Origin of the sequence: Paenibacillus sp. FSL E2-0201, assembly GCF_037963325.1 — a bacterium.
Classification (GTDB): domain Bacteria; phylum Bacillota; class Bacilli; order Paenibacillales; family Paenibacillaceae; genus Paenibacillus_AQ.
Genome location: NZ_CP150154.1, coordinates 4,904,150 through 4,929,604 on the forward strand (window position 1 = coordinate 4,904,150; position 25,455 = coordinate 4,929,604).

The following is a 25,455-nucleotide window of genomic DNA, read 5'->3' on the forward strand; positions in this document are numbered from 1 at the left end:
AGCAAGACGATTCCATGCTGGGAATGAGGAATTAAGGAGACTAATTAAATGGAGGGTAATCAAGCATGCACAAGCAAAGAGCGGCAAGGAAGAAGTTAAAGGTATTCTTTAGTCTGGTTATGCTGAGCAGTCTGCTGTTTTCCGCAATCGGTTTCGGAGTTGAATCCACGGCAAATGCTGCAGCAGGCTTGGGAAGCGCGGACTTTCTAAAAACGAACGGAACCACTATCCGCAAAGCAAACGGCAGCGGGGAGACCGTTCATTTAAGAGGGACCAATGCGGGAGGCTGGCTAGTCCAAGAAGACTGGATGAATCCAACCAATGCACCTGACCAGAAGACCATGATGGATACATTGAAGTCCCGGTTTGGCGCCGCAGTGAGAGATCAGCTGGTGGCTATCTATGAAGACAACTATTGGACTACGCAAGACTTCGATAATCTCGCAGGCATGGGGATGAATGTAGTCCGGCTGCCCTTTTCTTATATGAATCTGACCGATGATAACGGAAATTTGAAAGCGGATGCATGGAAAAGACTGGACTGGTTCGTAAGCAACTGCAGCCAGCGGGGAATCTATGTCATCCTTGATATGCACGGCGCTTTCGGCTCGCAGAACGGCATGGACCATTCAGGCGAAATTAATGACGGCAATCAGCTGTACGGCAGCCCGTCCAACCGGGAGAAGACGCTCGCGTTATGGGAGAAGATTGCCGAACATTTCAACGGCAATCCCGCCGTTGCCGGTTATGACATTTTGAACGAGCCGGGAATCAAAGCCGCAGCCACCACCAGTCTGCAATGGGATTTCTATAATGAAATCTACAAACGGATCCGGGCCAAAGATTCCAATCACATTGTTATTATGGAATCCTGCTGGGATGCAGGCAATTTGCCTAACCCGAGCCAATACGGCTGGACGAATGTAGTCTATGAATACCACTACTATCCATGGGATGCGGTTTCCAGCACCTCCGGCCAGGCTTCTTATATTGCGAGCAAGGTCGCTGACATCACAAGCCACAACTATGGCGTTCCGACCTATATAGGGGAATTCACCTCTTTTGACCAAGAGGATGCCTGGAAGAATACCATGTCATCCTTCAATCAGCAGGGATGGAGCTGGACGACCTGGACCTACAAAGTAACCGGAACCAACTCCTCATGGGGAATTTACACCCATAATCCGCAAAAGGTGGATATTTATAACGACTCCCAGGATACCATCCGTCAGAAATGGTCAGGCGTCGGCACCTCAAACGCAACCGTGAACGCTAAGATCCACAATGTTATCAAAGCCTATCTGCCTGGAACGGTCAGCCCCGGAACCGGCGACGGCGGTGTTACCTTCTACGAAAACGATAATTATGGCGGGCTTGCCGTTATGCTCGGAGCAGGCTCCTACGATTTGAATCAAATGGTGGCGGCCGGAATTCCTAACGACAAAATCTCTTCAGTCAAGGTGCCTTCCGGGCTGAAGGTTACCCTGTACGAGAATCTGAACTTTGGCGGGGCCCAGCGGGTTCTGACCTCGGATGTATCCCAGCTCAGCGATTTCAATGATAAGACCTCTTCCATTAAGATTGAAAAAGCCGGTGCGACTCCATTCAGTGACGGCGAATATTATCTGACCTCGGTGGCCAATGGAGGCGTGGTTACGGCTGATAATGCTGGGGCGGAACCGCTAGCGGCCATCCGGCCTGCCATTGGTGGCGCATGGGAAACACTCTCGTTGAAAAACAACAGTGATGGAAGTGTCTCCTTCCTGTCGCAAGCCAATCAGAAATATATATGTGCGGTGATTGATGAATCCAACCAGCTACTGGCCCGCAGCACCTCCATCGGCACCTGGGAGAAATTCCAGCTGGTCAGCCTGGGTGACGGCACTTATGGAATCAAAGCCAGCGCGAACGGCACATTTGTGCAGGCCAATATGGATAATGGCGGCAGACTGGAAGCGACCAAGGATCAAGTGAACGGTGCCTGGGAAGCCTTCAAAATCACCAAGGTCGGTGACAGCTCGGGCTTGGTCTATGACGACAGTGTGGCCTCGAAAAAAGCGGAGTTTTTTGTGGATGCGGGCTATCAGGGGAAAGCCGTCCAGCTTGGAGTCGGCACGTATAACTATAACAGCCTGGTCAGCAAGGGGTTGTCCAACGACGCCATTTCATCTGTCAAAGTGCCCAAAGGCTACAAGGTAACTCTATATAATGATGATAACTATAGCGGGGGAACCAAGGTTTTATTTGAGGATGCATCATCCTTAGGGAGTTATAATGATAAAGCCTCTTCATTGAAAATTGAGAAGGCCAGTCTCGCCAACCTTGCTGCCGGTAATTACTGCTTCACCTCGATCGCGAACAACAAAGTCGTCACGGCCGACAACAGCGGCAAAAATCCGCTGGTCGCAAACCGCGATTCCTATAGCGGTGCCTGGGAGACCTTTACGCTCGTGAACAACAGTGACGGCACGGTTTCCTTCCGCTCTGCGGCCAACAACCAATATCTGACCGCTGTCGTTGATGAAGACAGCCAGCTATTGGCGAGAAGCACCACCATCGGAAGCTGGGAACGATTCTATATTGAGAGTATTTCAGGCGGACAATACGGTATCTATGCCGCCGCCAACGGCAAATACATCAATTCAGACCAAAATAAAGGCGGCAAGCTGCTGGCCAACAGCGAAACGATAGCCGGTGCCTGGGAAGCCTTCTGGATTACCCTAGTCAACTAAGAGCAGGAGAATTTGACGGTGAGTTAATATAAGGGCAGCAGCCACTCTGCTATTGCAAAATGGCTGCTGCTCTTTAGGTTTGCTATGAGAAAGTTTGAAGAACTGCTGCAAGCATTGTCTCAAAACACTGCCTTGATGATATTCGATCATTAACTATAAAAGCTGATTTTCTTCACTTTTCACCATATGCTCATCTCTATACTGGCCGGGACTGACGCCTACATGCTTCTTGAACACTTGGCAGAAATACCGCTGGTTATCATATCCTAAATTGGAAGATATTTTTGAAATCTTGAAGCTGCTTTCCCGCAGCATCTTTTTCGCCTGCCGGATGCGCAGCCAAGTGATATATTCCAGAATCGTCTGCCCGGTTGATTTGGAGTATACGCTGCCTACATAGGAAGAATTGAGATCGAACCGCTCTGCCAATTGATCAAGCTGGATATTCTCATGGTAATGGGAGTCCAGATAAGCTTTGATCTCATCAACCACCTTTTCTTTCAGGGAGGTCTTCGTTACATTCAAATAGAATTGCACGCTTAGCGCCAAATCCTGGCACTGCTTCTGCAATGACATCCAATCCGGTGCTTCCAGCATTCTGTCCGTCAGCCGCGTGCGGTCTCCGCTCACCTTCTCAAGCTTGATTCCATAGTCCTCCTCGATCAGATCATGAAACCAGTTAGCCCATTGGATCCCCGCCTTCTTCAGGGCAGCAGGAGCGATCAATCGCCCCGTTCCCCATTCCACCAAGCGTCCCAGCAGCTCTTCGAAATCTTCATGGGCGTAGCGGACGCAGGAATCCACCTGTTCAGACCAGTCGGAGAGCCATCTGCCGGAAACATGACAGATCTTCGTCCACCGGTTCACCTCCATGACCGGCATGCCGAAGAACACAGCAATTTGGCAGGCTTGGTCGGCTAACAAGAAAGAGAGATGCGCCTGCATGATTTCAGTTACAACCTCACCGATTCCGAGGGACAAAGAAATGCCATCCGGTGAGCTTCCGCTCGAAAATGCCCCGGCTGCAGCTACCAGGATGTCCGTTAATACAGCGCAATCCTCCAGACTTGCCATACATAACAAGATGATTTTCTGCTGCTCGTAGAGCAGCTCCACGACAATTCCGCGATCTGCCAGGAAGCTCAGAAGAGCATCTGTAACGTTATTGTTCTTCATACGTTCTACCCAGACCGCTGACGGGCTTCCGATCAGGATGGCCGCAAACTGGTTGTATCGTTCTTATGGCGTTTGGTCAAACGATGGGCTGTCCCCATGAACGATGAGATCGGTAAATACCGCTTGATTGAGTGCTCTGGCGAATCGAAGATCCGGGCGATTTCCCGCTTGCTCTGATTTGCGCTCCAGACGCTAGATCGCCCTTGAGACGGTCTTCGCTACTTCATAACATCCCTCTGACTGAGGAGAGTATAAAACCTGATGCTTACAGTATACCTTCAGTCCAAGGTATATGGGAGATTAACCTTTGGTTGCCCCTGCAGTCATACCGGAAATAACGCTCTTGTTGAAGCTGAAGTACACCAGCATGGTCGGAATCGTCGTGATGCTGATAGCGGCAAAGGTTGCTCCCCAGTCGGTTAAGCCATACTGGCCGATGTAGTCCATCAAGCCAACCGGAATGGTACGCGATTTCAGGTCGTGAATGAACGTATTTGCGAAGATAAACTCATTCCAGACGAAAATCAGATTCATGACGACAACCGTCACATTCGTATTTCGGGACAGAGGGAAGATCATCCGCCAGAACACCTGATAAACGCCGCAGCCGTCCATCACAGCCGCCTCCATAATTTCGTTCGAGATATATTTGTAGAAGCTCACGAAAAGATAGATTGAGATGGGCAGCGCAACCCTACCTGGGGCAGAATCAGCGAGGTGAGCGTGTTAATAATACCCATTTTGTTATAAAGAATGAACAGCGGGATGAGCACCACCTGAATCGGAATCATAATGCCACACAGAAACAGGAAGAGTACGCTTTGGCTCCATTTAAAAGTCATCTTCTCAATCACAAAAGCGGCCATCGCGCTGAACAGGATCACCAGCACAATAGTTGTTACGGCAACGATCAGACTGTTGGAGAAATACGTTCCCAAATTCCCTTTATTCCACACGCTCAGATAATTCTCAAAGGTGAAGTGGCTGGATAGACTAAGCGGATTATCACCGGAAAAATCGGTAGGTGCCTTAAAGCTGGAGATAAACACCCAGACAATCGGATACACTTGAATGACAAGTAGAACAAAGGAAATAGTAACAATCAACGCCTTGGTATAGCCGGTAAATTCATCTTCAGGTCTCCTTACTGTCCATCATCCGTCTGATAAAGGCAACTGCAATGAGGCTTTCTATGACGATACAGACGGCCATCGCGCTGCCATAGCCGAAGTCCAGACTGGAGAATGCGGTTTTGTATATATACGTCGGCAACAATTCCGTAACACGGCCGGGTCCCCCGTTCGTCATGAGATACGGGATGTCGAACCCTTTCAGCGCGCCTGTAGTAGCCATAATGATAGACACCATGAGTACTGGCTTAATCAGTGGCATCTTAATCGAACGAAACAGATGCCAGGAAGAAGCTCCGGGCTCCCGGCTGGCCGTTGGTGCAATTCGGCTATTTGAAATATTTCGGCGCGTTTTCTTTAATGGCCTGATCCATGAGCTCCGCGAATTCCTCCGGGGAATGAACGCCCAGCGCCAGAGCATTCAGCTCGTTACCAAGCAGCTCATTCGTGGCCGGATCAAGGCGGGTATCCCACGGTACCGCGAAGACGCTTCCCGATTTCGCGATTTCCTCTTGAATCTTATAGAAAATTTCCGGCATTCCTTGCGTCTGATCCAGCGAATACATGAAAGGTGAGAACTCGCCTTTCTTCGTATTGGCTTCCGGGTACTTCTCCAGAAGGAATTGGACAAATTCCTTCATCGTATCATCGAAGGTCTCCTGGTTGAAGGCAACACCTATGCCGGAGTTGATGAAATAGTCATTGTCTGCCGTCTTGGCGCCGTCCATCATGGGAAGACGGAAGAATCCAATGTTATCCTTCATGTCCGCGCTCAGTTTATCATTTGCGAAATTCATGGTTTCCCACGAACCCATGTAATAGATACCGGCTTTGCCGCCCAGGAACAGGTCGCGCGCCGCTGTGTAATTCGTTGCCGTGAATCCTTGCTGGAAGTATCCCTTAATGCCCAAATCGCGAACGAAATTAATACCTGCCATGCCGGCCGGGTCCTTGAAGGAGGCTTTGCCCTGCTTCACATTTTCGATGAAATCATTGCCGGTCATGCGGAAAGGCTTGTACGCCAGATACCGGAGTACCGGCCATTTGTCCTTGCCGTCGACAGCAATCGGTGTAATCTCGCCCTGCTTCAGCTTCTCTGCCACCTTCATGAACTCATCGAACGTCTTAGGCGGCTCCAGGCCGAGATCCTTGAACATCTTGATGTTGTACCAGAATACCTCTATCCCGTATTCGAGGGGGAAGGTGTACATGCTGCCATCTGCGAACTGTTGATATTGCAAGGCTACCGGACAGAATTCATCGTATTTCCCAAGCTCCTGCAGCAGTTTTTTCATATCCACAAGCTTGCCCTGCTCAACCAGCTTGGAGGCATAGGCATCCGGATCGGTATCGAACATAGCGGGCATCTCGTTGCTCGCAATCAGGGTCCGCAGCTTCTGCAGATAGGACGGACGATCCCCGGTGCCTTCCAGCACCAGCTCGAATTCCGGATGTGTTTGGGAGAACTCGTCGGCAATATCTTTTACAGTAACCGCCGGAGGGCTGTCCACGCCGCGGGCTACGAACCATTTGTAGGTTTTCTTCTCTGCCTTCGCCGGAGTTGTCGAACCGTTTCCTGCGGCACCGTTATTGTTTTTGCCGCCTCCGCATGCGCTCATCAATGCCACAAGAATAACAAGCGATAACGCCAAGGCCAATCTTTTGATATAACATTTCATCTACATGACCTCCTGTTAGTTGGGAACCGAAATAGATGCCTGCTCGAAATTGGCCCGGCCTTCCTGCACAAAGCAGCCCCAGCTGCCTGCTTTCAAATTATTCAAACGTGTGGTCATAGCAACCTGGCCGCCCAAGTATACGACGCAAACCGAATTCTCCACAACGATCTCCAGATCATACACCGTGCCGGCCCGCAGCTCAGCCGGCACTTCCAACTCTACGGCATGGGGACGGTCTCTGTCGATGTGCCACTGCGCCTCACCCTTTATCTTGCGTGGCCACATGTCGAACACCAGACGGTTATAGAGGGGTTCCAGGCGAATATAATAGGCCTCGTCCATATCCCCGCTTGCGCGAAGCATGATGCCGCAGCTTCGGGTTCCTTTGGTGAAAGACAGCCGGGCCATAATCTTGCAGGTATCCGGCATGGCGCCAGCGGACAGGCAGGCGAAGGTCTCATCTGCCTCCACAGTGACACCGCCCTCAATGTTTCCGTCCATTCCCCAATCCGCAAGTCCCACTTGGCCGCCTGCCGGCTTACGAAATGGCCGGAGACCGTCTCCGGCATATGGACCGTTAACGTCCCATCCTGCTGCTGAACGATTTCGTGCACAACCAGATTTCCCGCCCATTGCCAATCGCCGTAATCATCTTCATTTTCCTTGCTCGGATCCCACCCAAAGGCATATCGCTTGTTTTCGTCGCTCCAGGTTTTGGCGGCGTAGAACGCTCTGGCATCAAACGCGTCGTTTCTTGGCGCAGTCCAAGGTCCGCTCAGTGACTTGCTCATGCGGTAATGAGTGACAAACCGCTCCGAGAACGTCGAGTAAACGAGATACCACCAGTCCCCGATGCGGAATAAGTCCGGGCATTCGTGCGTAACGTACATTTGCGGGTCCCAGAATGGCTTGCGGATCTCCCATTTCTTAAGATCACTGGAAGCGCAGAGTCCGATGCTTCCGCGGCGCCGGGAAGGACCTTGCTTGTTCCTTGCAGCAAGAAGCATCCAGTACTCTCCCGCCTCATCGTTCCAGAACACGAAAGGGTCACGCCAGTCATGTCTCTCGTATTGACTCCCGTCCGAATAGACGGTATCTTCACAAATTTTTCGCCACGATTCCATATCCGTGCTCACAGCGTGCATGACACATTGGAGCGGCACTCCGTCCTCGACGAATTCCGGATTCGGATTGAGACCGGTATAGAACAGATGATATTCGTCTTCCGCTTCGATGATCGAGCCGGTATAGCAGTTCAGGTCCTGCTCACTCGCACCTCCGTGCTTCAGCATTTCGCCTTTTTCTTCGTAGTTCACGAAATCGCTTGTACGGATCTCAAACCAAGAGGTTCCTTATCCATGAATCGCTTTGTTCTCCCTCCAGTCATGAAGATAGAACAAACGGAAGCTGCCGTCTTTGTAAAAAAGAATAAGGTTTCCTACCCAAGCCCCGTTCGGCTTATAAAACAAGTTAGTCAATATTTGTAACCCCTTTTCTTTTATCTTAACTTTATTATATAAGCATCTGAAAACGCTTTAAATTCCAACTTATTTGTCATATGTTCAATATTTTTTGATTTGAATTCAGCTCTCAGCTGTACAGTGGATTCAGGTAATATTAAGGTATTGGAAATATAAGGAGAGGGTTATATAATGAGTTACTTAAGTAATGTTTATATCGAAACAGAAAGTTTGATTGTCAGATCCTTCACCGACAGAGATTTTGATCAATTTAGTAAACTGCTAGTATGAAGGATGGCAACAACAAAAATTCAGGGCATAAGAATTTTTTGACTGACAACTTTCAAATTATGAAAAAATGGATATTGTAACTGGAACCGTATGCTTAGACTCTTTGAGAAGAAAACAAGTGATATTGTAGGACAGATCGCTGCACAAATACATGATGAACTACATGAGCCTGAATTGGCTATGGGTTGCTTCCATTCGCAAGAGGGAATGGTTATGCTAAGGAGGCCGCGAAAGCAACTCTTGGATGGATAGAGAAGCATTATGATATTCCATATTTAATAGGAACCGCAGGGATTGATAACATTCCATCTCAGAAAGTTTTGGAATATTGCGGTTTCCAGCTTATAGCTGAGCATACTTTGCCTGTTCATATTATTAACGAGCAACATGTTTTCAAATACTACAGGTATCATTTAGATAAGTCCTATAGTGTCTGATCAAAAGGCGATGAAATAATTTACGGGCATATTATTATAATGCTAGAGTAAAGGCCTGAGTAAATTCAGCCCCTCCTCATCAAACCGTACGTCAGACTGTCTAACAATTATTTAAAAATCTTCGTTTTCGGCATGAAAATAGAAGACTGTCTTTCGCCGTAGAAAACCTACTTTTGGACAGTCCCTTGCCGCTCGGATTGGCATTGCTTAAGCTCCTACGAACATTTCCGGAAAATCACTTCATTTTCCCCATCCGATAAGACCCACAACCTTGTTTATCACCCGGGAAATGATGATTTCATATCTGCAGTTGTCCTCAGAATGCTCTGCATAATTTCCTATATTCTCAAAAGCATCACAGTTTCAAAAACCATCGATTAACTTCATTAAAAGCATCGGTGTGATACAATAATAAAGCAATATAATCCATTCATAGAGACACAGACGGGAGCAGAGCATGCACAAATTCAAACGATCCCGGTTACTTTTTAAACAGCGTCCTACTTTTATGAAAATCATTATTTATTTCGTCAGCGCCAATGTATTGGTACTAGCTGTTTCCTTTATTGCGCTCTATTCCCTTTCCTCCAAAACGCTGCTTGAGGAAATCGGCGACCACTCCAAATCCTTGCTGATCAACGGCGCCAAGAATACTGCCCAGCTTATGGAATGGTCCATCAATTATGCCTACTCCTCCAGCTCTGACGTGCAAATCGAATCATATGCGCTTTCAGAGAAACATAGCGATCTGGATACCTATGCAGTATGGAGCCGGCTGATGAATGTCAAGAACGGCAATCCGTCCCTGGACTCCGTCTATCTTATTAATGATTATACGCAGCAAATTCTTGACTCCCGGCTGGGCTTAACCGATTTTAACAGCTTTTATGATCAGGAGGTGCTGCAGCGGCTGCGGACCCGCAAGCTGACGGACGGAGCCTTTTTGATCCCTCGCTCCATCCCGCTGCCTTTGGAGTCCGGCAAAGTGAAAAAGGTCATTACGGCAATCATTCCCTATGAGACCGGAAAATCCATTTCTGCTTTTGTCCTGAATGTCGATGCCGACAGCATCATGACCCTGCTTCAGAATAACAGCAATTATCTGGAAACTAGCATCTTTGTACTCAATGATAAGAACGAGCTTGTCTTCAGTACCGTAAAGCTGGATCAGGAACAGATCAGCGAATTCAGCCTGGCCGGCGGGAAGAGCCCGAACGGCTGGCAGATTTTTAAGCCGCAGGGTCAGGAGGACCAGATGCTGGTCTACGCCAACACCTCGATCAACGGTATCCAGAACTGGAAATTTCTTGAGACTATCCCTAAATCTATTATTTTAAGCAAAATAACGTTTCTGCGAAATCTGACGTTGCTGTTGTTTGCCGGCTTATTTGCCACATCGTTATGGGTGATTATTCTGTTATCTAAGCGGGTATATTCGCCCATTCAGGAGCTCGTCCACAACGTTATGGAACAGCATCAGGCGCAGCAACGGGACGGTAAACAGGAGGCTAACGAGCTTGTGTATCTATCACGGGTATTTGTCGCGCAGAATGAAAGAATCCATGAACTGGCCGAACATGGACGGCATAATAAGGTACTGGCACGGGAACGGTTCATACGGGAATTATTGGGGGAACCCTCGCAAACTATTTCAGAGATCCGAAATAGCTGCAATGACCTCGGTATTGAACTCCCGGAGGATAATATAACGATTTCCATCTTCCGTATTGATCATTTCGCAGACTTTAGCCTGCGCTATTCGGATAAAGACCAGCGGCTCCTGCGCTTCGCCATGGCCAATATCATTCAGGAAGCCCTGCAGAACGATGGCGTGTACGGAATTCAGACCGTGGATATGGGCAAAGACCATATTGCGGTACTTCTTCCGGTAGACAGGGGGCAGTCCGCAGCCATCTTTACCGAGAAACTTCGGCAGGCACAGAGGCTCGTAGAGCAGTTTTTATCCATTGGAACCACGGTCGCCTGCGGTAAGTATTTGGAAGGTTTAGCAGAACTGCATGAGGGTTATATGGAAAGCTATGAAATGACCCAGGAACGGTTCAGAATGGGCCATGGGTCATTCATTATTGAGGGGAATTCCGATACAGGGGCTGCAGAGCTGTATCACATGCCGCTTGAGCTTGAGCGCCAGATGGAACAGGCCATCAATAAAACGGATACCCCCTCCTTCCTGGAAAGTCTGTATACCGCGGTCTCTTCGCTGCGGGAACGACCTTATTTTGAATCTAAAATGTCATTGATTACTTTATTTATGGATATCCGCAGGTCGATGCAGGAGGTGTCTCACCAGTCTGTGCTGCCCAGCTCCTGGAGTATGACAACACTGGAGAATCAGATTATCAAGCTGGAAACATTGGAGGCCGTTACACATTGGATGTCAGGCATGGCCGCCCAATTCCTGGATGAGCTTGCCGAAGCGCGCAGCGTTTCGAGGAACGCCGGCCTGGTTGAACAGGTAGACAGCATCATCGAGGGACATCTGACAGATGCCAATCTGTCAGTCAAGATGTTATCAGATGAGCTTGGCCTCTCTGTAAACTACATCAGAAATCTATACAAGAATGAAACCAACCGCTCTATCACGGAGACGATATCCGAGAAGCGGCTGAGTATGATTTGCGGGGAACTGGTAAGCAGCGATGCACCGATTGAGCCAATTGTACTGAAATATGGTTTTTCCTCTTTGAACACTTTTTATATTGCCTTCAAAAGAAGATACGGAGTGACTCCGGCTGTATACCGCAAATCCAACAAATAGATTAGGTTCCGGGAGCGGTAGCCGCTGCGGAGCTTCAGAGATTCGAGTGTATGCTGCTGGACAGTAACAAATATTGCTGCCCTATTGACCATAAAAGGTCTTTAGGGCAGCTTTTTTGCATTTCCTAAAATATGAAAAAGAGACAGATCAAGAAAAATGCTCTTGACCTGCCTCTCGCCCCTGCTCTTAAAACTTCCGCTTAGCTACTCTTTATGCTCAAGCATTCTAAGCAGCATCGTCACAGCCTCGGCTCGTGTCGCTTGTTCGGAAGGGGCGAACCGGCCTGCGCCGCGGCCCTCTAGGATGCCCAGCGCATGGATGCCCTTGACTGCGGCCTTTGCCCATGCCGGAATCTTCGCGTCGTCGGTGAAGCTTGTGCCCGCTGCCGGTTCCAGCGGCAGCCCCAGCGCCTTCGCGATCATAACCGCCATCTCCGCCCGCGTAATTACCGCGTTAGGGCGGAAGCTGCCGTCCTCATATCCGCTGACGATTCCCGCGCTGGCCGCTTGAGCCACTGCTTCAGCTGCCCAGGCGCCAATCTTCTCCTGGTCCTTGAAGGTTGAGGCTGAGCCTGCCGCTCCGCTCTTCAGCGCATTCATCAGCATGACCGTGAATTCCGCGCGTGTCACGGACTTGTTCGGCTGGAAGCTGCCGTCCGGATAGCCCCCGGCCAGCTTCAGGCCGGCCGCACTGCGGATCAGGGTCTCCGCCCAGTGTCCGGCGATGTCCGTGAAGTTCGGCAGCGGCTGCGGTTGCTCGCTGCCCTCCTCTGTCTTCACATCCACGGCCAGTACCGCGAACTTGGTGAAGTGATCCACCTCGGCGGTGATCCGGCTGCCTTCCACCTTACCGCCCACTTCTACCCACACCTTCTGGGCTTCGTCATAATAGAAGATCGCGACCCGCTGGCCTGCCTTCACCGCTGCAGGATCGAACTTCAGCGACAGTGTAACTGGATGCTTGAAGGTTCCGCTCAGATTCTTCAGCACCTCGAACACCTCGCTGACGAGTGTGCCCTGATCCTTGCTCAGCTGGGCAATATCGGCCACCTTCGCGATGGTGATCCGCAGCTCCTGCTCTGCCGCTCCTGCCGGTACCGAGATCGTTACCTGGTCGCCCAGGCTGACTTCGCCCGCCCGGCCCGCCGGAAGGGTAATTGTTCCGGTTGCCGACTTGATGACCGAGTTATCTGTCACCGGCGGCGTGCCTTGGCCCGGACTCGGGTTCGGATTGTCCTCTACCGGAGGCTCCGGCTGCGGCAACACAGGTACCGCAGTCGCTGCCCCGGAGAGTTCACTTGCTCCTTCCGGATTAGCCGCCTTTACCGCGAACGCATAGCTGGTGCCGTTCGTCAGACCGGTGACCGTGTATGAGGTTCCGGTAATCCCTTCCTTCACCAGTACCCAGGCTCCCGGAATCTCCGGAGCTGAAGTGCCCTCATGCTTGTACACCGCGTAACTGACCGTTCCGGCCACAGCGTTCCAGTTCAATGTCACTTGTCCATTGCCTGCCGTAGCGCTGAGGTGGTCCGGCGCTTGTGGCAGCTGTGGCAGGGCTGCCACCGGCGATGCCGCTGCGATGCCCGAGAAGCCGCTTACGCCTCCCGGATTGGCGGCCTTCACCGCAAACACATAACTCAACCCGTTCGTTAGGCCCGTCACCGTGTACGATGTGCCCTGCACAGCCTGGTCGACCTCGATCCACTGAGCCGGATCCAGCGGCGCCTCGGTGCCTTCGAAACGGTACACGGTATAGGTTACACTGCGTGGCATGGCGTTCCAGTTCAGTATCACTTGGCCGTCACCCGCTACTGCGTTCAGGCGGTCCGGCGCGTCCGGCGCGTCCGGCAATACCGCTGTCGGCACCGCAATTACCGCCTGCGAGAATGGACTCTCGCCTGCCGCATTCACTGCTTTCACGGCGAATGCATAACTTGTACCATTCGTCAATCCTTCGATCTTATACGAGGAGCCGGTAATGCCGGAACCGACAGTTTCCCAAACGTTCGGATTATTCGGATCTGTCGGGACTTCATATTGGTAAACCTTGTAGCTCTCCGCATGATCCGCAGGAGACCATCTCAAAGAAACTTCTTGATCGTACGCCATGCCCGTCAGATCAGCCGGGGCTGCAGGAATGGGCGGATACAGAATACAACTGCTTCCGTCCCATTGAATCGTCTGACCCACCTGTGAACGGATAGAAGTGCATGCACCCGGAAGTTTCGTCGCTTCTCCAGACAGCCGGATCACCTCGCCGTCGATGTTTACCTCGAACAGCTTGCCCATCCAGGTCAGTCCGCTGATCCCTCCATTGGCACCGGGCATTCGTACAAATGCCGGAACTCCAAGATCCATACGGTATCCGTTGCTTATCCACAAATTATCGATCAGATGGATATTACCGAAGAGGGAAGGATAGACGCTCCGCGCAATCGGCATGGCGGTAATGTCGTCTGAAGACTTCTGATACACCTCGGCGAATGTCTTGGTTCGTACAATGTCGCGTGTGAAAGCGTTGATCAATACGGAAGCTTCATTAGCCTTCCCCTGATCGAGCAACCCGTAGGTCATGAACTGGGCGTCCGGCGCCTTAAGCGCTTCATTGCCCAGACCTGCAAGTTGAACGGCTGGGTTATATTCTGATTGAAAGCGCTTGATCAGTTCGCCGACATAGTAATCGGGCAGATCGGGCACGTGCAAACCGGTCGATACATACATCGTCAGCCCTGTATCGTCAGAATGACTGCCGTCAAGCCAATGTTTGTACAGCGTTGTCCCTTCTTGCGGAAAGAACCAATCTTTGTAATTCTGGGTCAAACCAGCGGCTGCATTCGTCCATTCAGATACATCTGCTGGCTTATTCAGAACCTCAGCAATCTGCCGCGCATACCCATCATCAATAATCAGCGATACGACGAATTCCGCATCCCGTTCTTGCTCCCCGCCGTCTCCAAAGTTCCAGCGCAGATTATCCGCAGACCAGCGCAAGTGACGGGCAAGGCTATCATAGAGCCCTTCAAGACGAACCTTGTCGCCTGTCACTTGGTAGAGAATCCAAGCCGTCTGTGCCTTGCGTGCGGGAAGTGACTCGCCTCCGAGCGCACCGTTCGCTTCGACTGCCGACATCATACCCTCGAAAGACTCCCATGCGAGTTCCGGATCAATGTAAGCCATGTACTGCATGCCGAACAATGAGTCCCAACTCGCCGAAGCTTCCGCCCCGTGCGGTCCGGATGTGTACATCGACGGCTTGCCTGTCGCGATCTGTCGATGCGAACCGCCACGTTCCGGCGTGGCAGGCAATACGTTCTGATCAAGATCGATCCAAGCCATATAGTACATCTTCTTAACATCTTCAGATGTCACACCAACAGTATCTACATTGCGGATCGCGAAGTCCTCGACCGCTGGAATCTTGGCCAGAAATTCATCCCAGTAATCTTTCCAATCCGCTCTGCTTAACGCTGCATTCTCTAGCGACGCTGCCGACTTTCCTCTTATAACGGCTTCTGCAGCTGCACTCGCGTCTCCCCCGACCGCAAAGCCGACGCCGATAGCATTTGATCCCTGTCCAGGCATGACAGCAGCCCAGTACCCCGACGGAGAGGGAGGCGCCGTTATACTATTCCGCCCTAATCGCATGTCGCTCTCCGAGTTGAAAAACAGCGGAATTGTACCCTGTGGCAAAGCGATAGCACGGGTATACTCTTTATCGTTATCGACGATGATTAATACATTCTTAGCTGTGTCATACGATACCGATCCGGCGTACTCTCCTGCCACTGCGACAGCTCCTTGAGTTAGATTGGAGATGACCGTGCGCGTGATCGAATCTCTGTCGAAGAAAAGATCGGAACCTGTAATTGTCCCGTCAGCGTATTCTCCGTAAAAATCCATTGCTTCAGGACGCCAGGTTGAAGTCGATAATACTGCCGAATTCAACCAGCGGTCGTCGGCGTGAATCGATAGCCGGTCGATTTTTGTCGATGTACCCTTTGCTCCAATCTGATAAAGCTTGATCTTAAAGGTTCGTGAACCCTCCCAGCCTGTAATTCCAGCGAGGTCATACGTAAACACACCAGTTGCAGACGTGTCGGTCTGTAAAACGTAGGCATCCCCATCTTGTCCAGTATTGAGCTTAATCGCCCACTTGCCGGTCGTTGCCGGAATTTTGACGGACAATGAAGGTGTCTCGCTGACATTAACTGTAACTTGGCGCTCCACCGCTCCGTAGCCTGCATCCGATCCCATAATCACGCTGCCCAAGTTGCCGTCAGAGGTTATTGTTACCCCATTGCCGTAACTTGAGGCGGTTGACCACTCTTGGGAGACAAGCCCATCAAAATTGTCCTCGAATCGGATCATTTTGCCATCTGCGGGAAACTCTGCCCCTGCCGGCAAGCTATAAAACTGCAGGGAGTCAAAAAACGCAGTCTTACCGGTTCCCCCGCTGGCAAAGAGCATCACCTTAAAAGACTGCGTACCCGTCAACTCTCTGGTGTCCGCCAAATTCCTGAGGTCATACGTAAATGTTCCTGTAGCCGAAGTGTCATTCTGCACGACACGCTGCCAGTTCTTGTCAATCTTGAGCGCCCACTTGCCTGTCGAACTGGGCACAGTCACAGAAAGATAAGGTGAATCTGTAAGATTTACAGTGATTGTCTTGGAAGAGATGCTTCCCCATCCATCCGGCGTAGTGACTGTGGTTATCGCTTTTCCTTCCTCGGATACGGCGCTTACTCCCGAGGTAATCCAATGATTCGCAGTTAGATTGTCGAACGGCTCATCAAAAGCCACAACTTTATGTTCAGATGAGCTCAATGGAGCCATCCCGCTTGCATGGAATATCTCCAGCAGGCGATCCTGTCCTTTGGCCTTGCCCTCGACATAGTAACCGCTGCCAAGCGGGAAATGCGGCCCGCTGTCCGGATGATTGCCGGGATTCATCACAATGCGTGATTCGGGCACTGAAAGCCATCGTTGTTGAGTCGCGGTATTGTCCGCCAAATCTGATGAAGTAATCGTACTGTCAGCAACAGTGAAGCTGCCAGAAGCTGCGAAAGCGCTACCAAAAATACTCGATAAAAATATTACTGAAAGAATACTAATCGAAAGCACTCTAATCAGCCTTTTTTTCATTACAATATTCCCCCTCCTGATAGTTTAATCCGGTGCCCTATGTCAATGACTCGAGGCACCGGATTTGGTCTTTCATTGCGTAATAGAACTAAATCAGCGGCTCTTCGTAAGACAGGGTATCAAAAATATCCTGGAGCGGAATATCGGCAACAGCCATCACTTCATCCGCTGCCCCGTAATACATCCGGACGGTTTCGCCCAGCAGCAGGGCGCCGCAGGAGAAAACTACGCCTCCGAAGAATCCGTTCAGCTCGTAATCGGCCTCCGGCTGCATGAACGGACGCACCGAGCGCGCAAGCACCTTACCGGGGTCCTTCAGATCGAGCAGAACGGCTCCCATACAATAACGGTGCTTCGTGTCCGCTCCGTGATACAGGGCCAGCCAGCCGCGCTCCGTCCGAAACGGAACGGCGCCTCCGCCCATCCTTCCTCCGTCCCACTCCCCGGGACGCAGCCCCATCAGAAAGCGGTGCTTGCCCCAATGGATCAGATCCTCGGATTCGGCAATCCACATTTCCGGAGCGCCGAAGGAATGGGGAACCGGCCGGTGAAGCGTATAATATTTCCCGCCGATCTGCTCCGGAAAGAGCATCACATCCTTGTTCTCGGGGGCCAGCATAATGCCATGGCGTTTAAACACCTTGAAATCTTCCGTTTCAGCCAGCCCTGCACCCACTCCACGGATGGAGGCCGCGCTGTACGTGATATAGAATTTGCTGCCGATGGCGGTAATGCGGGGATCTTCAATCCCCCAGGACTCCAGCACCCCCTGCGGAAACAGGGCCGGCCGGTCTTCGATCGTAAAATGGATACCGTCGCGGCTGCGCGCAACCCGAAGATGGGACATGGAAGTCAGCATAATCATCTTCCCGTTCTCAGCGACGAAGCGCGAATCGGAGAAATCATACCGTTCATCGTCAAGCGCCAGACGTTCCACCCTGACCTTCCCGTCCGTTTCGTTCAGTATCGGGATGAGCAGCTCGCCGGGTTCAGTGGAGATCGGCGCCTCAGCCACTCTAAGCAGCAGGATGGTCTCATCTCCGCAGCTGGCAACCCCGGCATTGAAAGCGCCGAGCACTTTGAAATCAGGACGGGAAGGCTTGACGTCACTTGTTGTAATAATCGGATTATGCAAACTGCGTACTTCTATCACACGATCTCCTCTTTCAATTCATAAGATTTAAATTTCAGAATTATTGCGCGCTTGTTACAGCATCGATCTGCTTTTGAATTTCATCAATAACCTTTTGTCCGCCGACACCGAGAATTTTATCCTTCAGCATCGTTTTTCCTTTGTCCACAGACACTACGCCTTGGGACAACGGCAGATAAATGGAATCAAAGAATGGGGTAACCTTGGCATATTCCGTCTTCACGGCTTCGGCATTGAAGCTGAATCCGGAAACCGGGCTGAGTGTAAAGGTCTCAGCATCTCTCGACTTCTCGAACCATTCCTGATCGCCGGGCAGCATGTTGTCCGGAGTGCGCACAAGCGTTGGACGCCAAGTCATTACAAAGCCCGGGAACGAATATTCGGACAGCTGCTTGAACCCCAAATCTCCGGAAGCTTCCCAATCCTTGCCTTCCACACCATACTCCAGCAGGTCATGATTTTCCTTGATGGACAGCCAGTTGGCTACATCCATAACGAGTTCGGCGTTCTTGGATGCTTTTGGGATACAGAAGAAATTCCATTGCTGGAAGGTCGAATACGGTTTGGAAGCTTCATCATAAGGAACGACTACTTCAAGCTCGGCCCCGGCATTTTTCAGAACGTCCATATATTTCAGGCCTTCTACACCGTCGCTGGCATACAGGGTAGCGGCGTATTTACCTTGGTTGAACAACGTTACAGCATTTTGCTCCTGGGCAATGTTTTTGGACAGAATGCCGTCTTTGTAATATTTGGTGGAACGGTCAAACGCCTGATCAAACGTTGCGGCATCCCAAGCGCCGACAACCTTCTTGTCGCTATTAGAGTAGTAGAACATCGGAACGGAAGTTTCGATATCGTTCTGTGCTGTATTTGCGGTATCCGAGAAGACGATAGACAGCTTATCCGCTCTGCGTCCGTCGATAATAAACGGCTTAATATCGCTTTCCTTCTCTTTGACGGTGTACAGGAATTTCTCCACATCTGCCACCGTTTTCAGTTCAGGCATGCCATATTTCTCACGCAGGTCCTTGCGGATTACGAACCCGTAAAGTGTTCCTTGCGTGGTTCCAAGTGGAATTCCCATGATTTTGCCGCCAAATCTGTTCGCTTCCCACATTTGATCGGGAATGGATTCCTTCAATTCCTTTCGCGCCGCTACCATATCATCCAGTGGAATAATCGACCCGCTGGCGATCATTTGGGACATGGACAGCCACGGAGCATCCAGATACATATCGAATTCTTCACCGGCGGACATTTTCACGGATACCGAATTTCCGTAGTCGGACCAGGGCAGGAAATTAATATTCAGCGAAGCCCCGACATTGTCGGCTTTCAGCTTCTCATTGACGGCCTTGAGTACATCGTCGAATCCGGTTGGTTTATCGCCAGGGAAAAAGGCTTTGAGCGCCACAACTTCTTTGGGCGTCTCTGCCGCAGTGGTTGGTTCGGCAGTCTGCGGAGCGTTTGTTGCATCGGACGCAGCCCCGTTGTTTCCGTTATTGCCGCCACAGCCGGCAAGCAGCATGGAAAGTGACAGGGTCGCAGCCAGGGTGGTACTTAGAAATTTTCTTTTCATTTTTATAACCCTCCCTAAATGTGTAATGCTTATATGCGATAACCGGAAATTCCGGTTAATGCCGTGATCAGGTCAGCCTTTGACAGCACCGACGGTAAGGCCTTTGACGAAATACTTTTGCAAAAACGGATACAGCAGGACGATCGGCCCGATCGTCAGGACAGTTGTAGCCATACGCACTCCGTAGGTCGGAGCCTGGGTGGCAATCGCTGCGGAAGCCGGAATCAGATTCTTCGCCGCTTCCATGTTGGAGACCATCCGGCGCAGGATCAATTGCAGCGGGAACAGCTTTTCGTTGTCCACGAACATCAGGCCCATAAACCAGTCGTTCCAATAATACAGGGCATAGAACAATCCTACGGAAGCCAGAATCGGCTTGGAGATCGGCAGAATAATCTGGAAGAACACTCTCATCTCATTGGCACCGTCAATCCGGGCCGCTTCCTCCAGCTCCTCCGGCACGGTCCGGAAGAAGCTGACCAGCAGAAATACCAGGAAAGGCTGGCAGAGCAGCGGAAGAATAAGCGCCCAGATGGTATTCTGCAGATGCAGCCATTGGCTGACCACAATATAGAAAGGAATAATCCCTCCTGAGAAAAGCATCGGCAGGTAGCAAAAGAGCAAAAACGGCGTCTGCAGCACATTCCGTTTATTGGCCAGTGAATAGGCGAGCATGGCTGATATGCAAAGTGCGGTCAGTGTGCCGAGGGCCGTAACGATTAGTGTAACACCATAACCCTGGTACAGGGCATCGGAATGCAGCAGCGCCTGATAAGCGGCAACCGAGAATTTTTTGGGAAAGAGCGAATAACCGTTTACAATCAGTTCACCCTCATCGGTGAAGGATCCGATTACCATCAGTAGAAAGGGAAAGATACAGAACAGGGTGAAGAGAACTAGAATAATATAGGCAGCAGCAGTAAAAAAGCGGTCAGACAACGGCTGTTTCATCATTTCCTCCTAGAACAAAGCAGATTCTTTGGACATTTTGCGGGTAACCGCATTGGCGATAATTACAAAGATCAGACCCATAACGGACTGGAACAAGCCTACCGCAGAGGACATTCCGAAATCATGGAGCTGCCTCATCGAGCGGAATACGAAGGTATCGATAACATCGGTGGTAGGGTACAGCAGAGAATTATCCCCGATAATAGCATAAATCATGGCAAAGTCTCCGTTGAATATTTTGCCGACTGCAAGCAGGGTCATGATGGAGATCGTCGGTATCAGCAGAGGCAGCGTAATTTTCATCATAATCTGCAGCTTCGAGGCGCCGTCAATCCGGGCTGCTTCATACAGATCCTCGGAAATTCCGGTGATCGCCGCCAAAAAGATAATGGAAAGGTAGCCTGCTCCCTGCCAGACCCGGATAACCGTCAGAATCCATGGCCACAGCACCGACTCAAACATCCAGTTGACCGGCTCAAAGCCCAGATTCTGCAGCCAGGCGTTTACCGGAGGCGATTCACCGCCGAGAAACGACTGGACAAGCATGCCAATCACAATCCAGGACATGAAATAAGGAAGAAAGATCAGTGATTGCGATATTCTTTTGAAATACTTGTTGCGGATCTCATTGAACATCAGGGCTATCAGAACAGCTGCAAGCGTTGTAAACAGAATAAACAGCACATTAAGCAGCACCGTGTTGCGCAGGATCACCCAAAAATCATCTGATGTGAAAAAATAATTAAAGTTACGGAAGCCTGCCCAGTTACTCCCTGTGATTCCCTTGGAGAAGTCGTAATCCTTAAAAGCAATCATAATTCCGTAAATTGGAAAATAACTGAATACAAGAAAGAACAGTAACCCTGGCACCGCCATCCAGTATAAAAAAGGATTTCGCGCTATCTGCCGCAGCTTGTAGCTCATCCCCCGACCTCGTACATGTTGCATTCCCAAAAGACCTCCTAATTTCGTTGTAATGAGTCATGTCTACTTCTTCTTGTCTGAGCTAACCTTAACAAGACCTTATAAACCCCGCAATTGCGGGATTTAACAGGAATTACTATTTGCATGAATCTCCCGTTTCCCGAAAGCATCAGAACTTCAGAAAGCATCAAAGATTGACGTAATCGCCCTGAAGGCATGCAGAACAGACGGTTTGGCACAGCCGTTTCAAGATCGTTCTCCACTAAGGGGTCACACCATGATTAGCGGTTGCCGCTCCAGCAAAACACCCTAACGGCCGAATTAAGCACTAGCTTATGCGGCCTGTGCAGCGAATGCAGGTTCCTAAGCCACCTCATTATTCAATTCACACTATATCGGGGGGTAGCCCCCGGCGAAATCAAGCGCATTTATGTCCTTCATTTTCTCCTTTGGCCGGCTTCTGGCGAAATCAAGTACATTTATGCCCTTCATTTCCTCCTGTGGCCCGCTTCTGGCGAAATCAAGTACATTTATGCCCTTCATTTTCTCCTTTGGGCCGCTTCTGGCGAAATGAAGCGCATTTATGTCCTTCATTTTCTCCTTTGGCCCGCTTCTGGCGAAATCAGTGGATTTAACCTTTTAATGACTGAGCTTCCGACTTCCGGGGGATTCTGCAGGACACAATGGACGAAAATCATAATTTCCTAAACAACAAAAAAAGGGATCTCAGCAGTCCTGAAACGGCTGTTGAGATCCCCTGCGAGAGCTATATTAGATTAGGCGAATGTAATATGGACCGTGTGAATTTCATAAGGCTTAAAATCGAGGCGGAAGGCCGGACCGGCCACCGCTTCCGCCTCCAGCGGACGCTCCATCAGATCGCAGGCCTGCCATGAGGCGACGGAGTAATCACTGCTGAGCTCCACGGAGCAGCGTGTTCCCGTATATTCATGGAAACGGACGATCCAGCCGCTGCCATCCTCGGCCTGCTTGACGGCATCAATGGCGATGTTTGGAGCATCGGTGGTGATCAGGGATTTGCCGCTTCCGGCAGTATAAGCCCCTTCAGCAGCAAGCAGTGGATTGTTCAGCGCCCATGCCTCCTGCACCGTGCGCGCTGTGGACCAGTCCCCTGTATGCGGAAGCAAAGCATAAGTGAAGCGGTGTTCCCCCTGATCAGCCAGCGGGTCCGGATTGGTTGCCGATTTGATCAGCGACAGTCTCATGGTGTGATCCTTGATATCATAACCGTATTTGCAGTCGTTCAGCAGGCTTACGCCGTATCCCCGTTCCGACAGATCGGCCCACTGATGGCCGACACTCTCGAACCGCGCATAATCCCAGCTTGTATTCCAGTGGGTCGGCCGCTTCACATTCCCGAACTGAATATCATAGGTAGCTTCTGTAGACCGCACAGCCACAGGGAATGCCGCCTTCAGCAGCTGGTGCTGCTCATGCCAGTCGACCAGCGTCTCGAAGTCGATTCGCGCACTTCCGGTATATACCTTCACCTTCTGGGTAATGGAGGAATCCATGTACTTCCAGACAAATTTCAGCACTGCCTGTAGCGGACCGCATTCTACGAGTTCTACGGAGCTCAGATCGCTGACCACCCGCATTTTCTCCTGATAATACAAATCGATATCCCAGGCATCGAACATCTTCGGCTTATCCTCGAATACCTGCAGCTGATTACCGCATTCGCCTGGTGCCAGCACCTCGCGTTCTTCCCTGCGGTCAAAGATCCGGCTCAGCTGTCCGGCCGCGTTCCATTCCAGAATATACAATGGAGTCGTGAGCCGTGAATCCTCCCAGGTAAACGGAACATCTGGTGCAGGATTGCCCTTAGAGGCAGCGGCAGCAGCTCTGATCACCAGGCTGCCCATCGCCGGAACATCCGCCACCTCAACCAGCCACTGTCCGCCGGAGCGCTGGGCTGAAAGCGGGTTGCCTCCGGCATCCGTCCAGACGGCGTTCTCCCCGCTGTAAGGCACGGCTGCCAGCCGGACGCCGTCAAAGAACGCGCTGTTGAACAGCGTATATTCCTGCTGAAGCGCCGAATCCGCCGGTGCAGCCGTACCTGCTGTCTCAGGCAGCTTCACAAGCCCGGCAGCGGCAGCGTCAAGCACAGCCCGGCCAAGGTTCTCCGCCTCCGCATATTCCAGCCGTGAATCCTGATAGACCTCATGGATCGAAGAACCAGGTATAATATCATGGAACTGGTTGCGCAGAATAGTCTGCCAGCCCTCCAGCAGCTGGTCCGCAGGATATTGTGCGAATCCGCCTGTCTCGGCGGCCAGCAGCACCTGCAGCCATTCCGCTTCCCGGTACAGCAGCTCCAGCTTGCGGTTCATCCGCTTGTTATGTGCCTGGCTGGTGTAAGTCCCCCGGTGATACTCCAGATACAGTTCCCCATCCCATGTATGAACATATCGATCCGTGCCTTCAATCGTTTCATGGAGACGCTCGAAGTATTCATCCGCCCGGCCCGGCTTCACCTGGGGAATGCCAGGCATCGTATCGAGCCGCCGCCGCAGCTCCAGCATCTCACGGTTGACGCCGCCGCCGCCGTCACCGTAACCGTAAGCGAGCAGCAGCTCGCGGTTCAGGTTCTTATCCCGGTAATTGTCCCAGATTCCCTGCACGGAATAAGGCTCAAGAACGCCGTTATACGTATAGTACCACTCGCTGGAATTCGGGTTCACCGGTGTGGTAATGAAATGGGTCAGCACCTCGCTGCCGTCGATTCCTCTCCATTGGAAGGTGTCATGCGGCATGCGGTTGTACTGGCTCCAGCTGATCTTCGTGGTCATAAAGGTGTCGATTCCCGACTTGCGCAGAATCTGCGGCAGTGCCCAACTGTAGCCGAACACATCCGGCAGCCATAAATACTTGCAGTCTACCCCGAATTCCTCACGGAAAAATTTCGTGCCGTAGAGAATCTGGCGGACCAGCGATTCCCCGCTGGTCAGATTGCAGTCAGCCTCCAGCCACATTGCGCCTCCGGCCTCCCAGCGGCCTTCTTCCACCCGCTGCTTAATCTCGGCGTAGATCTCCGGGTAGTCCTGCTTGAGATAGGCATAGAGCTGCGGCTGGGTCTGCAGAAAGACGTATTCCGGAAACTGCTCCATTAACCGGAGCACGGTGGAGAATGAACGGGCCGCCTTTTCCCGGGTATGGGTAAGCCGCCACAGCCAGGCAACGTCAATATGCGTGTGGCCGATGGCCGTTACAGTAACCGGATGCTTCTGCTCCAGCCGGGTTATAGCTTCCAGCAGGCACTGCTCGGCCGCCTGGACTGAAGCATAGAATTCCCCGCTGCCGGGTTTGGACCAGTCAAGTTTATTGAACGAACGGTTCAGCGCCATCAGCAGTTCATGCTTCTCTGCCTGGTTGTCCGCGAGCTGCTTGTAGGTATCCAGCGCCGCCCGGCCCGTATAATACAGGTTGTCGGCCGCTTCATCCAGATAGGCAAGCTCCAACCGCTTGATCCGGTGCTCCTGGGGAGTCTGCTGGCCGTCGCCGTTCAGGCCTGACCATAATCTGAAGGTGAAGTCCAGCTCTCTGCCGGCGGCGTCCGCCTCCAGGAATACCTCCTGATGGTTGGAATCCACCCCTTGATAAGGCTTGCCGTCCAGAAACAGCAGTGACTCGAAGCCGCTGGCGTTGCCTCCGCCAGTCCGTCCGAAGTCAAACAAGCCTACTACCCGTTTGCCCTGCCATGCCGCAGGCACCAGCACTTTTCGCTGCAGCCACAGGTATACGTCGCTGCCCGTCCAGTCATCTCCTTGATGCAGCATCTTGTCATCCGCAATCGCGGCCGGATAAACCCCATTGTTCCCGTCCTTATCGTCAGCCACCGACCATTCATTGAGCGGCAGAATCTCGCGGTACCGGTAAGTCTCCAGCTCCTCCAATCTTAAGGCAAGCTTCTCTTCCGTCCAGAACATCTTCATTCTCAATCTCCTCCTCATATATAACACGTGTTATTAGGCGAGGGCAACGGCCCCGTCCCATTAA

General features: G+C 51.3%; 17 protein-coding genes. 3 read left to right on the plus strand and 14 right to left on the minus strand.

Annotation, left to right across the window (positions count from 1 at the left end):
• The first annotated feature begins 65 nt into the window (after nt 1-65).
• Nucleotides 66-2,732, plus strand: a complete 2,667-nt coding sequence (locus tag NSU15_RS22280) for a cellulase family glycosylhydrolase (protein WP_052414690.1) — start codon at nt 66-68, stop codon at nt 2,730-2,732.
• A gap of 153 nt (nt 2,733-2,885) precedes the next feature.
• Here the strand turns inward: NSU15_RS22280 and NSU15_RS22285 are convergent, their stop codons facing one another.
• The 7 genes from NSU15_RS22285 to NSU15_RS22315 form a co-directional block, all read right to left on the minus strand.
• Entirely contained in the window at nt 2,886-3,908 is a 1,023-nt protein-coding gene (locus NSU15_RS22285; RefSeq protein ID WP_339287545.1) for an AraC family transcriptional regulator, read from the minus strand.
• A gap of 300 nt (nt 3,909-4,208) precedes the next feature.
• Nucleotides 4,209-4,538, minus strand: coding sequence for an ABC transporter permease subunit (locus tag NSU15_RS22290; RefSeq protein WP_256715174.1), 330 nt, complete (start codon nt 4,536-4,538; stop codon nt 4,209-4,211).
• A 29-nt stretch (nt 4,539-4,567) separates the two neighbouring features.
• Complete coding sequence (locus NSU15_RS22295; RefSeq protein WP_081389059.1) at nt 4,568-5,014, minus strand: carbohydrate ABC transporter permease; 447 nt, start codon at nt 5,012-5,014, stop codon at nt 4,568-4,570.
• Nucleotides 5,015-5,042: 28 nt separating this feature from the next.
• Nucleotides 5,043-5,459, minus strand: a complete 417-nt coding sequence (locus tag NSU15_RS22300) for a sugar ABC transporter permease (RefSeq protein ID WP_076136760.1) — start codon at nt 5,457-5,459, stop codon at nt 5,043-5,045.
• Nucleotides 5,368-6,717, minus strand: a complete 1,350-nt coding sequence (locus NSU15_RS22305) for an extracellular solute-binding protein (protein ID WP_339287546.1) — start codon at nt 6,715-6,717, stop codon at nt 5,368-5,370. The genes NSU15_RS22300 and NSU15_RS22305 overlap by 92 nt, the downstream gene beginning before the upstream one ends.
• 15 nt (nt 6,718-6,732) lie before the next feature.
• Complete coding sequence (locus tag NSU15_RS22310; protein WP_339287548.1) at nt 6,733-7,218, minus strand: GH32 C-terminal domain-containing protein; 486 nt, start codon at nt 7,216-7,218, stop codon at nt 6,733-6,735.
• A gap of 76 nt (nt 7,219-7,294) precedes the next feature.
• Complete coding sequence (locus NSU15_RS22315) at nt 7,295-7,456, minus strand: hypothetical protein (protein ID WP_339287549.1); 162 nt, start codon at nt 7,454-7,456, stop codon at nt 7,295-7,297.
• 136 nt (nt 7,457-7,592) lie between these two features.
• Here NSU15_RS22315 and NSU15_RS22320 point away from each other — a divergent pair, with 136 nt between their 5' ends.
• Nucleotides 7,593-8,204 carry a hypothetical protein gene (locus NSU15_RS22320; protein ID WP_339287550.1) on the plus strand — a complete coding sequence of 204 codons (612 nt, stop codon included), beginning with the start codon at nt 7,593-7,595 and terminating at the stop codon, nt 8,202-8,204.
• A 1,158-nt stretch (nt 8,205-9,362) separates the two neighbouring features.
• Entirely contained in the window at nt 9,363-11,684 is a 2,322-nt protein-coding gene (locus NSU15_RS22325) for a helix-turn-helix domain-containing protein (RefSeq protein WP_339287551.1), read from the plus strand.
• 203 nt (nt 11,685-11,887) lie between these two features.
• On the opposite strand, the gene NSU15_RS22330 is transcribed toward NSU15_RS22325, so the two are convergent.
• From NSU15_RS22330 to NSU15_RS22360, 7 genes are all read right to left on the minus strand, one after another.
• Nucleotides 11,888-16,825 (minus strand): S-layer homology domain-containing protein, encoded by a 4,938-nt coding sequence (locus NSU15_RS22330; protein WP_339287552.1) that lies wholly within the window; start codon nt 16,823-16,825, stop codon nt 11,888-11,890.
• An 88-nt stretch (nt 16,826-16,913) separates the two neighbouring features.
• Entirely contained in the window at nt 16,914-17,978 is a 1,065-nt protein-coding gene (locus NSU15_RS22335) for a glycoside hydrolase family 130 protein (protein ID WP_339287553.1), read from the minus strand.
• A 40-nt stretch (nt 17,979-18,018) separates the two neighbouring features.
• Nucleotides 18,019-19,560 carry a DUF3502 domain-containing protein gene (locus NSU15_RS22340; protein ID WP_339287554.1) on the minus strand — a complete coding sequence of 514 codons (1,542 nt, stop codon included), beginning with the start codon at nt 19,558-19,560 and terminating at the stop codon, nt 18,019-18,021.
• Nucleotides 19,561-19,632: 72 nt separating this feature from the next.
• Nucleotides 19,633-20,514 carry a carbohydrate ABC transporter permease gene (locus tag NSU15_RS22345; RefSeq protein WP_076207838.1) on the minus strand — a complete coding sequence of 294 codons (882 nt, stop codon included), beginning with the start codon at nt 20,512-20,514 and terminating at the stop codon, nt 19,633-19,635.
• 6 nt (nt 20,515-20,520) lie between these two features.
• Nucleotides 20,521-21,459, minus strand: coding sequence for an ABC transporter permease subunit (locus NSU15_RS22350; RefSeq protein WP_339287555.1), 939 nt, complete (start codon nt 21,457-21,459; stop codon nt 20,521-20,523).
• A gap of 366 nt (nt 21,460-21,825) precedes the next feature.
• Nucleotides 21,826-22,029: a hypothetical protein gene (locus tag NSU15_RS22355; RefSeq protein WP_339287556.1), complete on the minus strand. Its 204-nt coding sequence runs from the start codon at nt 22,027-22,029 to the stop codon at nt 21,826-21,828.
• A gap of 182 nt (nt 22,030-22,211) precedes the next feature.
• Nucleotides 22,212-25,385, minus strand: a complete 3,174-nt coding sequence (locus NSU15_RS22360) for an alpha-mannosidase (protein WP_339291421.1) — start codon at nt 25,383-25,385, stop codon at nt 22,212-22,214.
• Nucleotides 25,386-25,455: the final 70 nt, after the last annotated feature.